5 protein-coding genes are annotated in these 12209 nt (G+C 69.4%); 1 reads left to right on the top strand and 4 read right to left on the bottom strand.

From position 1 onward, the window contains the following. The first annotated feature begins 32 nt into the window (after positions 1-32). Complete coding sequence (locus G6N49_RS07075; protein WP_011560508.1) at positions 33-1298, top strand: glycosyltransferase; 1266 nt, start codon at positions 33-35, stop codon at positions 1296-1298. Here G6N49_RS07075 and G6N49_RS07070 read toward each other — a convergent pair. The 4 genes from G6N49_RS07070 to pks2 all read right to left on the bottom strand — a co-directional run bounded on the left by G6N49_RS07070 (position 1280) and on the right by pks2 (position 11874). Next, positions 1280-2665, bottom strand: a complete 1386-nt coding sequence (locus tag G6N49_RS07070; RefSeq protein WP_011856000.1) for a condensation domain-containing protein — start codon at positions 2663-2665, stop codon at positions 1280-1282. The genes G6N49_RS07075 and G6N49_RS07070 overlap by 19 nt on opposite strands. A gap of 11 nt (positions 2666-2676) precedes the next feature. Continuing rightward, a complete protein-coding gene (locus G6N49_RS07065; protein WP_011560510.1) occupies positions 2677-4089 on the bottom strand; it encodes a hypothetical protein in 1413 nt (470 codons plus the stop codon). Next, the gene (locus G6N49_RS07060) at positions 4089-5555 is read right to left on the bottom strand and encodes a condensation domain-containing protein (protein ID WP_011768276.1); all 1467 of its coding nucleotides are present in this window, start codon (positions 5553-5555) and stop codon (positions 4089-4091) included. The genes G6N49_RS07065 and G6N49_RS07060 overlap by 1 nt, the downstream gene beginning before the upstream one ends. A gap of 61 nt (positions 5556-5616) precedes the next feature. Beyond that, a complete protein-coding gene (pks2, locus tag G6N49_RS07055; RefSeq protein ID WP_083045080.1) occupies positions 5617-11874 on the bottom strand; it encodes a sulfolipid-1 biosynthesis phthioceranic/hydroxyphthioceranic acid synthase in 6258 nt (2085 codons plus the stop codon). Positions 11875-12209 lie beyond the last annotated feature (335 nt).

The following is a 12209-nucleotide window of genomic DNA, read 5'->3' as shown; positions in this document are numbered from 1 at the left end:
TCGTTACACGCCGGCCCCCGAAGCGGGCGCCCGTGAAATTCGTGGTGGCCGTCCACGGCACCCGTGGCGATGTCGAACCCTGTGCGGCCGTCGGGCTCGAACTCGCCCGGCGCGGGCACGAGGTGCGGACTGCCGTGCCGCCCAACCTCATATCCTTCGTCGAGGAATGCGGACTCGGTGTCCCGGTGTCCTACGGCGTCGATTCGCAGCAACAACTCGACGCGGACATCTTCCGCGAGTGGTACCGGCTGCGGAACCCGATGACGGTGCTGCGCGAAGCGCGCGAGTACGTCGTCGAGGGATGGGCGGAGATGAGCCGTTCGCTCGACGCGCTTGCCGACGGCGCCGACCTGATCCTCACCGGTACGACGTACCAGGAACTCGCCGCCAATGTGGCTGCGGCGCACGCTATCCCGCTGGCCGCGCTGCACTACTTCCCGGTGCGCCCGAGCACCAAGTCGCTGCCGGTACCCGTGCCGTCCGCGGTGGTCGGCCCGGTCTGGGCCGTCGGTGAGTGGGCGCACTGGCGGGTGCTCAAACAGGCCGAGGACGAGCAACGGCGCGAGCTGGGCCTGCCTCCGGCGAGCACCCGCGCGGTGCGTCGCATGCTCGACGACGGCGCGTTGGAAATCCAGGCCTACGACCGGGTTTTCTTTCCCGGACTGGCCGAGGAGTGGGGTCCGCAGCGGCCCCTGGTCGGCGGTATCACCCTCGAGAAGAACACCGACGCCGACGACGATGTGGTCTCCTGGACAGCCGCCGGGACACCGCCCGTCTACTTCGGATTCGGCAGCATGCCGGTGAAGTCGCCCGCCGACGCGGTGGCGATGATAGAAGCGGCGTGCGCCGATCTCGGCGAGCGGGCGCTGATCTGCTCGGGAGTGTGGGACGTCGACGAACTGCCGCACGCTGCGCACGTGAAGATCGTGCGGAGCGTCAACCACGCGGCGGTCTTCCCGTTGTGCCGCGCCGTGGTTCACCACGGTGGCGCGGGTACGACGGCGGCCGGTGTCCGCGCCGGTGTTCCCACGCTGGTGCTGTGGGTGGGTGCCGAACAACCGATCTGGGGTTCGCGGGTCAAACACCTCGGTGTGGGTGATTACCAACGGTTCTCGTCCACCACACGCAAATCGCTGCGTCGCGCCCTGAGCAGGGTGCTGGGACCGCGATACGTCGAGCGCGCACGCGAGGTCGCCGCAGCGATGACGAAACCGGCCTCGAGTGTGGGTACCGCGGCCGACCTTCTCGAAGATGCGGCGCGTCAGGAGCGCCGACATGGTCAGACGATCTCGCCGTAGAGGTCGAACTCGGCCAGCGTCAGCGTCGTGAGGTCGCGCAGACGGCGCTTGGTGTTGGTGCGGCCCGGTTCGTAGGACACGATGCCGAGCGAGATCATGTCGCCCAGCCGGACACTGGCCACCACGAGCTGTCCACCGGCGCGCTCGATCTGCTCGCGGGTCAGGTTCTGGTCGACGCCGCGCAGCATGAAGTACTCCGCGTCGGTGCCGTCCACCCGGCCCACCGCGGGGTCGATCTCACCGAGGTTGGAGCACGACACCGGTAGGTCGCCGAACATGATGTCGGCGGCGCGTTTGACGGCGCGTTTGGGCACGAACGGGTTCAGCGGCAACAGGGCGAACGTCTCGTCGGGGACCTCGCGCAGCGTCGTGATCGCCTGCCGGATCGCGATGCGGCTCTCCGAGAGATCCGCGGTCACCCGGGCGGGATCGACGCACGCATTGGTGATCGCCACCGCGTTCGCGCGGGTGTCGTCGGGGGTGCGCTCACTGATCGCGATCAACAACGACACCGCGCCGTCGTCGGGGCGGTGCCTGCCGGTGCGTTCGGCCAACCGCGCCGCGAACCCGGCGAGCAGCGAATACGTGGTGCCGTTTCGCATCTCGGCACAGGAATCCCAGTGCTTGGCGTCGATGAACGCGGTGATCGCGGGGATGATCACCGGTTTCCCGCCTTCGGCGACCGTCGCCGCCGCGGCGCGCGGCGAAGCGGGCTGCCGCAATTCGTGGCGCCGCCGGTAGGCCAGTTTGGCCGCTGCGGCCACGGTGCGCCCGACCTCGGGCATGTCCCTGGCGGTCTGGCGCAGGTCGGCGCGCAGCGCCGTCAACGTGGATCGTGAACGGGCAGGGGCGTATCCGAGGTGACGGGTGCGTCCCTCGGCCGCGTCGGCGATCGAGCGCAGCAGCCCGATCCCGTCGGTGACGACGTGGGATGCCGCCAGGCTGATCGCGACCGAACCGTCGTCCATGGGCAGTACGCCGAGATGCCAGCTGGGCCCGATCTCCGGGTCGATCGGCACGGCCGACCGTTCGTCGATCCAGTCGCTGAGGTCGGCGCGGGACCGGGGCGCGGAGACCGCGATCGGAGCGCCCTCGGCACTCACCCACCGGTGCCGACCGAACGGCAGCACCGACGTCTCGACCCGCCTGCCGATCAGACTGTGGTCGAGGTTGGCGTGAAACCTCTTGAGCGCGTCCATGTTCAGCGGGTGCTCGTACACCCAGACCGCCTGCGCCAGTTTGCCGACGCCGGTGGCGCGCTGCTGCAGGTACGCCGCCTGGTCGATGTAGGCCAGGTGGTCGTCGCGGAGCCCACCGTCCTCGCCCCGCCCGGCCCTCAGCGTCGCTGGGCGCATCTGGATCGCCATCGACAACCCCCTCAGATCACCGCGGGCGTCAGGCCGAAGTCGCCCAGCGCCGCCGTGGTCAGTTCGCGCAGATGGGGTTTGGTGTTCGTGGCGCCGGGCTGGTACGCGATAACCGCGATCATCATCTTGTGGCCGACGCGTGCGCCGATCACGGTCAGCAACCCGCGACGCTGTTCGAGCACCGAGCGCGGGATGAACTGGTCCACGCCGCGCAGGATCACGTATTCGGCGTCGGATCCGTCGATCCGCCCGATGTCGGGCGGCAGGTCGCCCAGGTTCGAACACGACACCGGCAGATCCGAGAAGCCGAACGCCACATCGGCTGTCGACTTCACGGCGCGTCTGGGGATGAACGGGGTGAGCGGCAGCAGCGCCAGCGTTTCGTCGGGCTCCTCGCGCATCGTCTTGAGCGCCTGTTTGATCGCTGCCCGCGCGGGTGCGAGATCCTCGGTCACCCCGCGGGGATCAATCCGGGCGTTGGCGAGTTTCACCGCGTTGGCACGGGTGTCCTCGAGCGTGCGGTCGTTGATCGGGATGATGAACGGCACGAAACCGTCGCCGGGCTGCTGGCGGCCCATCCGTTCGGACAGCGTGGCCCCGAACCCGGCCAGCAGCGAATAGCTGTTGCCGCCAAGCGCCGCGGCCCGCGCATCCCATTCGTCGCCGTCGACGAACAACGTGACCGACGGCACCACGACGTGTTCGTCGCGCAGCGGCGTCTCGACCGCGCCCTTGCCCTTGCGGGCGAAATCCTTGCGCTTGCGGTAGGCGAGTTTGGCCGCCGCGACCAGCGTCCGGCCGATCTCCGGTGCGTCGCGCACGGTCTGGCGGGCGTCGGCGGCCAGCCCGCGCATCCGGGTGCGCTCCCCCGGCATCGGGTAGCCGAGGTCGGGGGTGTTACCGGTGACCGCGTTGAACACGGTCAGCAGCGCGCCCCCGCCGTCGCCGATGCAGTGCGAACCCACCAGGCTGATCGCGGTGGACCCGTCCGTCATCGGCAGCACGCCCATATGCCAGGCCGGACCCCACTGCGGGTCGACTGGCAACTGGGCGTGCTCGTCGATCCAGTCGCTCAATTCCGCACGCGGACGCGGGGTCTGCTCGATGTCCAGACTCGAGGGCGGACCGAGCGAGGACACCCAGCGGTGCCTGCCGAACGGCAGCGGTGACGGTTCGATCCGCCGGCCCGCCAGCCCGTATCCGAAGTTGTGGTGGAAGCGCCGCAACCCTTCGAAATCCACGGCGTGCTCGTAGACCCACACGCACTGCATGACAGCGGCCTGTCCGGTCGCCCGCAGGCCGAGGAACAGCGCCTGGTCCAGATACGAGAGGCGATCGTCGGGCCGCTCCTCGACTTTGGTCGCGTCAGCGCGAAAAGACCTGAGCGATCGGGCCCGCGCCGGCCTGATCTGCGTCGACAACATCAACCTCCGACTACGGGTACCAATTCGTCGCGGCGCCGCACGGCGGCCCCGTGCCGACCGGCCAGCGGTCCCGCCGCGCCACCGTCGGCCACCCGCAGGTACCACGACATCATCACCTGCAGGTAACGGGTGATCGACTCCCTGGCGATCGGATTGTCCGGGAACGCCACGGTCACAGTCGTTTCCCGCTCGGTGCGGTTGACCCACATCCCGACCTGGAAGGCCGCGCGCGCGTCGCTGTAGACCTTGCCGTTCATGCCCTCCCACTGGGCGATGACGCTCGGCGACAGCGGCGGGAGGCCGGCATCGAGGTAGGAGACCATCGGCACGCCCGGATCGGCGGGCCGGACGCCCACCGACTCGGCCAGTTCGAGCACCCGCTCGAACGGCACGTGCGCCAGGTCGAGGCCGGAGTCGAAGGACTTCTGCGCCGAACGGGCGGTGTCCCCGAAGCTGTTGCGGTCCACCGACACCGTGACCGGCACCAGACCGGTGAACCAGCCCGTGGTCATGAACTCCTCGGGAGTGCGCCGGGTGGTGGTGGGGGTGATGATGTGGTAGTCGGAGTCGCCGGTGAACTCGTGATCGGTCAATGCCGCGCAGGCGAACACGCCACCGATGAACCGCGCGTCGGCGGCGTTGCAGGCCGCTTCGAACCGCTCGCCCTGGTGCTTGTCGAGCAGTCGCACGGTGAGCAGTTCCCCGGAGCAGGGTTCGGCCGGATCACCGAGGGGCAGCGGGAAGTGCGGCAGCGTGCCCCCGTTGCTCTTGGCGAACCGCACCCAGTCCTGCACCTCGGGCGACTCCAGCGTCAACGAGTCGGTGTACTCGCGCTGCCGGAGGCAGTAGTCGTCGTAGCTGCCCGCATCGGGCAGCTTCAACGGCGCCCCGCCACCGACGAGCGTGGCGTACATCATGTGGATCTCGACGAGCACCAGCCCCATGAACATCGCGTCCGTGTGCACGTGGTCGACGCTGATGTAGAACGTGAAGTGGTCCGCGCGCTGGATGATGCCGAAACCGAAGCAGTTCCACTGCAACGGATCCGGGGTCAACAGCACGTGACGGCGCCACTGGTCTGCGGTCATCTCGCCGTGCTGGGTCGGCACGAACTTGATGTCACGGGGATTGCGGATCGTGCGTCGCACCACCTCGCCGGCCTCGGTGAACTCGAACCTGCTGTGGTAGGTGTCGTGCCTACGGATGTAGGCATTGATGACGTGCGTCATCGCCCGAAGGTCGCACTGGCCGGGCATGTCCCAGGCCGGGATGTTCAACCGGGCCATGTCCGTACCCTGCGACAGATGCTTGCGGTAACCCCGGATGTGTTGCTCCTGCTGGTAACTCACCGGCACCGGGCTGATTGGGGCATCCTGCATCTTGGCCAGCGACGTCGCCGACGGATTCCAGGACACGAGCGTACCCGGGGCGCCAGTCCAGTCATGGATCGCTTTGATGGCAACCATCAGACCTCCCGTGCTTCGTATGTGTTCCCGGGCGACTTCGTCGACGCCATGTGAGCTGTCCTCACGACGAACTCGATGTGCCCGAATCACCGGCGAGCGTGTCGGCGAGACGCTGGGCCAGTGCCCGCACCGTGGTGATGTCGGTCGATCCGATGCGGATGCCCGTCTCGTTCTCGATGCGGGTGCGCACCTCCAGCGTTCCGAGCGAGTCCAGCCCGTACTCGGACAACGGCCGGTCCGAGTCGACCGACCGGCGCAGGATCAGGCCGATCTGGTCGGCGACCAGCTTGCGCAGCCGGCCCGGCCACTCCTCCTGCGGCAGTTCGAAGAGTTCGGTGAGGAATGCGCTGGTGCCCGTGCCGCCCTGGCCGATCGAGGCGAAGGCCTCGGCGAACTTGCTGGTCTGCGCGAACGCCGTCAACCACGGGGCACCCGCGACCGGTGCGTAGCCGCAGTAACCGCGGTTGTGGCGCAGCAGCGCGTCGAAGGCGTCGGCACCGTCGTCGGGCAGGATCGCCATCGCGGTGTCCTCGGCCATCCCCTGCCCCTTGCCGATCTCCGCCCAGGCACCCCAGGCGATCGCGGAGGCCGGCAGCCCCTGGGCCCGGCGCCAGTGGGTGAACGCATCGAGCCAGCTGTTGGCCGCGGCGTAGGCGCCCTGTCCCGGCGAACCGACCATCGCGGCAGCCGACGAGAACGAGCAGAACCAGTCCAGCGGCTGATCCAGGGTGGCGGCGTGCAGATTCCAGGCGCCCTGCACCTTCGGCGCCCAGTCACGGTCGATCAGTTCGTCGGTGATGTTGGGCAGCGTCGCGTCCTCGACCACGGCGGCGGCGTGCAGCACACCGCGCACCGGCAGGCCGGTGGCGGTCGCCGCGGCGATCACACGATCTGCCGTGGCGGGATCGGCGATGTCACCCAGCGACACCTCGACCTCGGTACCACCGGCGCGGATGCGGTCGATCGCGGCGGTCGCCGCCGGGTTCGGCGCCGAGCGGCCGTTGAGCACGATCCGGCCGCAGCCCGCCGCGGCCATCTTCTCGGCGAGGAACAGGCCCAGCCCGCCCATGCCGCCCGTGACGACGTATGCGCCGTCGCCGCGGAAGACCTCGGCGTTCTCCGGCGGCACCACGGCGGTGCTCTGTCCGGTGTGCGGGACGTCGAGTACGAGCTTGCCGGTGTGCCCGGCCGCACCCATGACGCGGATCGCGGTCGCGCCGTCGGCCAGCGGGTAGTGCGTGGTCTCCGGCAGCGGCAGCACCCCGTCCGCGATCTGCTGGTACACCGTCTCCAGCAGGCGGCGCAGGATGTCCGGGTTGGTCAGGGTCAGCAGCGCCAGGTCCACCGCGTAGAACGCCAGGTTGCGCCGGAACGGGAACAGGCCCATCTTGCTGTCGCCGTAGATGTCACGCTTGCCGATCTCGACGAAACGGCCACCGAAGGAGAGCAGTTCCAGACCCGCACGCTGCGCGGCGCCCGGCAGCGAGTTCAGCACGATGTCGACGCCGTAGCCGGCCGTATCCTCACGGATCTCGTCGGCGAAGGCGGTGCTGCGGGAGTCGTAGACGTGCTCGATCCCCATGTCCCGCAGGATCTTCCGTCGCTCCGGGCTACCGGCGGTGGCGTAGATCTCCGCGCCCGCGGCCTTGGCGATCGCGACCGCGGCCTGTCCCACACCGCCGGTCGCGGAGTGGATCAGCACCTTGTCGCGCGCCCCGATGCGCGCCAGGTCGTGCAGGCCGTACCAGGCGGTGGCATGCGCGCTGGGCACCGCGGCGGCCCGGTCCTCGGGCACACCGGCGGGCAGTTTGACCGCGAGGTTGGCGTCGCAGGTGACGAACGTGGCCCATGCGCCGTTGGCCGAGATCCCCGCGACCCGGTCCCCCACCTGATGTTCGGTGACACCGGGGCCGACGCCGGTGACCACACCGGCGAAGTCGGCGCCCAGCTTCGGGAGCCGGCCCTCGAAGCTCGGGTAGCGGCCGTAGGCGACGAGCACGTCGGCGAAGTTGAGGTTCGACGCCGTCACCGAGACCTCGATCTCACCAGGTCCCGGCGGGACGCGGTCGAACGCGGCCAGTTCCAGCGACTCCAGGTCGCCGGGGGTGCGGATCTGCAGCCGCATGCCGTCAGTTTCGTGGTTGACGACGGTCGTGCGGCGCTCCTCGGGGCGCAGCGGGCTCAGCGCCAGCCGTGCGACGTGGAAATCGCCACCGCGCCAAGCGGTTTCGTCTTCCTCGGAACCGGACAGCAGCTGCGCGGCGAGGGCCGCGGCATCGGTGGCGGGGTCGAGGTCGACCTGGGTCGGCCGCAGCGCGGGATGCTCCATGGCGAGCACCCGCATCAGACCACGCAGCCCGGCCTGCTCGAGGTTGGCGACGTCGTCGGCCAGCACTGTCTGCGCGTTGTGGGTCAGCACGAAAAGCCGCGGCGGCTCGCCGGGCACCTCGGGCAGCTCACGCGCGATGCGGACCAGGTGGCGGACCTGGTCGGCGCCCTGCGCCGGTGCGGCGTCTGTCCGTACGGGCGCGGTCACCACGACCACACCACTGTGGTGGTCGGCGGTGAGGCGGTCGATCACGTGAGCGGCGGTCGCGGCGTGATCGGCCTGCTCGACCGGCCACACCATCGTGGTGACATGGGCGTCGGCACCGCTCAGTGCGTCGGACAACCGGGCGGCCTCAGGCTGCGCATCGGTCGACGTGGCGATCAGCAGCCAGCGGCCGGCGTCCACATGGTCGGCCTCCGGCCGGTCCTGGGTACGCCAGTCGATCGTGAGCAGCCGCTCGTTGAGCAGGCGCTCCCGGTGTCCGCCCGCGGTGGCGCCGCTGCCGAGACGCAACCCCTCGACGGTGAGCAGGACGGCGCCGTCCTCGTCGAGCACCTCGATGTCGGCCTCGACGGCGGCGGCGCTCACGTTGGTGACCGTGACGTAGCAGTAGTGCGCGTTGCGCATGGAGGCGTGCGCGCTGAGCCGGCGCACGCCGAGCGGGAGCATCAGCGTTCCGGTGACGTCCGCATGTAGGGCGGAGTGTGCGCCGACGGCCTGGAAGCAGGCGTCCAGCAGCGCCGGATGGATTCCGTAGGCGCCCTGCTGCGAGCGGATCGAACCGGGCAGCGCCACCTCGGCGAGGACGGTGTTGCCGCCGTCGTCGCGGGTGTGGGCGGCGACCAGACCGGAGAACGCCTGCCCGTAGGAGATCCCGCGTTCGGCGAACCAGCTGTGCAGGTCGGCGCCCTCGCGGCGTTCGGGGTGGGCGGTCAGCAGTTCGTCGACGTCGTAGGCGGCCGGCGCCTCTGCGGTGTCGTCACCGTGCAGCACGGCGGTGGCCCGCCGGACCTCGGCACCCTCGTCGTAGGTCTCGACCACGAAGTCGGCCACCCCGGGCCGTTTCACGGTGGCGACCGAGGAGACCGGTGTCTGGTCCTCCAGCAGCAGCATGGCCTCGAACGTGATGTCGCGGACCTCGGCCGAATCGCCGAAGACGGTGCGTGACGCGGCGAGCGCCATCTCGCAGTACGCCGCACCGGGCAGCGCCGCGACGTTGTGCACCTGGTGGTCGCCGAGCCACGGCTGGGCGACGGTGCCCACGTCGACCTGCCACACGTGGCGTTCCGGCTCCTCCGGGAGCCGGACGTGCGCGCCGAGCAGCGGGTGCACCGCCACCGTGGAACCGCCCTGCGTCTGCTCCTGGCCGTCGCGGGTCAGCATCAGGTGGACGTGGGTCCAGGTGGGCAGTGGCGCGTCGACGAGACGCCCGTCGGGGAAGATCACCGAGAAGTCCACTGCGCCACCGGCGTTGTGGACGTCGGCGACGAAGCTCAGCAGACCGTCGGGCGACTCCTGCTCACGGCGCATCGCGGCCAGGGCGGCGAGGCTCATGTCGAGGCTGCGGCCGGTCTGGTCGACGGCGTGGGTCAGCAGCGGGTGCGGGGCGAGTTCGCCGAACACGCGGAACCCGTCCTCGAGCGCGGCCTGCACGGCCGCGGAGAACCGCACGGCGTGCCGCAGGTTGTCCACCCAGTAGTAGGCGTCGAACTCGGCCGGATCACGCGGATCGTAAAGCGTGGCCGAGTAATACGGGATCTCGGGCTCCATCGGCTCGATGTCCTCGAGCACCTCGGTCAGCTCGTCGAGAATCGGGTCGACCTGCGGCGAATGCGACGCCACGTCGACGGCGACCTCACGCGCCATCACACCGCGCGCGTCCCACTCGGCGACGAGTTCGCGGATGGACTCCTTGGCGCCACCGACGACGGTGGACTGCGGCGAGGCGACCACGGAGAGCACCACGTCACTGATGCCGCGGGCGGCGAGTTCTGAAAGCACTTGCTGCGCAGGGAGTTCCACCGAGGCCATCGCACCGGATCCGGCGATGCGCGCCATCAGCCTGGACCGGCGGCAGATCACCTTGGCGCCGTCCTCCAACGACAGGCCGCCGGCGACGACGGCCGCGGCCGACTCCCCCATGGAGTGTCCGATCACCGCGCCGGGGGTCACCCCGTAGGACTTCATGGTGGCCGCGAGCGCGATCTGGACCGCGAACACCGTGGGCTGCACGCGGTCGATCCCGGTGACCTTCTCCGGTGCGGACATCGCCTCGGTGACCGAGAAACCCGACTCGCGGGCGATCAGCGGCTCGAGTTCGGCCACGGCGGCGGCGAACACCGGTTCGGTGGCCAGCAGACCCTTGCCCATCCCGGCCCACTGCGACCCCTGACCGGAGAACACCCAGACCGGACCGCGCTCACCCTTGGCCACCGCGGGCTCGTAGGGCGTCTCGCCGTCGGCGATCTCTCGCAGCGCCTTGATGAGCTCTTCGCGGGTGGCGGCGCTGACGCTGGTGCGCACCGGGCGGTGTCCACGCCGGCGGGCCAGGGTGTAGGCGAGATCGCGCAGGTCCCCGTCGGACTGGGCGTCCACCCAGTCGGCCAGGCGTGCGGCGGTGCGCCGCAGTTCTTCGGCCGAGGTCGCCGACAGCGGGAAGAGCATCGCCTTGTCGGTCGGCTCGACGACCGGGGCCGGAGCTTCCGGGGCCTGCTCGAGGACGGCGTGCACGTTGGTGCCGGACAGCCCGTAGGAGGAGACCGCGGCGCGCCTGGGCTGCTCACCGCGCGGCCACGGGGTGATCTCCTGCGGGACGAACAGGTTGGTGCTGACCCGCGCCATCTCGTCGGGCATACGGGTGTAGTGCAGGTTCTGTGGCACCGTCGCGTGCTGCAGCGACAGGATCGCCTTCATCAGGCCGATGGCGCCCGACGCCGACTGTCCGTGGCCGAAGTTGGTCTTCACCGATCCGAGCGCGCACGGCGCATCAATGCCGTACACCTCGGCGAGGCCGGCGTACTCGATCGGGTCGCCGACCGGGGTTCCGGTGCCGTGCGCCTCGACCATGCCGACCGTCGCCGGATCCATCCCGGCAGCGGCGAGCGCCGCCCGGTAGACCGAAACCTGCGCGTTGCGGGACGGCGTCGCGATGTTGACGGTGTGGCCGTCCTGGTTGGCCGCCGATCCCTTGACCACGGCCAGGATGCGGTCCCCGTCGCGCTGGGCGTCCGCGAGCCGCTTGAACATGAGGACGACCGAGGCCTCACCGGAGACGAACCCGTCGGCGTCGACGTCGAACGCATGGCAACGGCCGGTGGGCGAGAGCATGCCCTGCGCCGAACCGGAGGACATCTTGCGCGGCTCGAGCATGATCGAGACGCCACCGGCGAGCGCCATATCGCTTTCACCGTCGTGCAGGCTGCGGCAGGCCATGTGGACCGCCAGGAGGCTCGACGAGCAGGCGGAGTCGACCGTGTACGCGGGTCCGTGCAGACCCATGGCGTAGGAGATACGACCCGAGGCGAGGCTGTAGTTGTTGCCGGTGAACCCGTAGGGCCCTTCGATGGCGTTGGCGTCGGCGGCGACGAGTTGGTAGTCACCGTGCGTCATCCCGATGAAGACACCGGTCAGTGATTCGTGCAGAGCCGCCGGGTCGATCCCGGCGTGCTCGACGGCCTCCCAGGCCGTCTCGAGCAGCAGTCGGTGCTGCGGGTCGATGGCCGTGGCTTCCCGCTCACTGATACCGAAGAACTCGGCGTCGAAGCCGGCCACGTCGTCGAGGAAGGCACCCCACTTCGACACCGACCGCCCCGGCACGCCGGGCTCGGGGTCGTAGTACTCGTCGGCATCCCAGCGGTCCAGCGGCACCTCGGTGACGAAATCGTCGCCGCGCAGGAGGGCCTCCCACAACCGCTCGGGAGAGTCGATTCCCCCCGGCAGCCGGCAGGCCATTCCGATGACGGCGATGGGAGTGACCGGTGCATCGACCACGTGTACAAACCTCTTCTGGAACGGGATACGGAAGTCTCGGGACGGAGTGAAAATCGATGGTTTCGAAGATTCAGCACTTCTCGGCGTGCTCCGTCCGCTCCCCCTCTGCATCTCTACGGCCTTCGTTGGCGCCGAGTCGGAGCGTAACCGCTCGCGCCGACTCCGGTGCAAGTACCGAGCAAATCCCCCTCGGCTGTTGCTAGATCAATGTCCGCGGCCAAAACGTTACACGAGCAAGGACAAGATCGCAGTTTCATCAACCTTCGACGCGTTGACCTGCAGTTATTTCGCATTTTGACTCTAATGTCAATCTTGGCACTTTCTTGGGTTCCTCT

The sequence above is a fragment of the Mycolicibacterium monacense genome (genome assembly GCF_010731575.1).
GTDB classification, from domain to species: Bacteria; Actinomycetota; Actinomycetes; order Mycobacteriales; family Mycobacteriaceae; genus Mycobacterium; species Mycobacterium monacense.
Note: the sequence above shows the minus strand (reverse complement) of the source record. Positions and strands in the feature narration are given on the sequence as shown.

Bases quoted from the DNA above. Each gene is read 5' to 3' on its own strand.
- G6N49_RS07070 (WP_011856000.1), bottom strand. From the start codon at position 2,665: ATGGCGATCCAGATGCGCCCAGCGACGCTGAGGGCCGGGCGGGGCGAG.
- G6N49_RS07065 (WP_011560510.1), bottom strand. From the start codon at position 4,089: ATGTTGTCGACGCAGATCAGGCCGGCGCGGGCCCGATCGCTCAGGTCT.
- G6N49_RS07060 (WP_011768276.1), bottom strand. From the start codon at position 5,555: ATGGTTGCCATCAAAGCGATCCATGACTGGACTGGCGCCCCGGGTACG.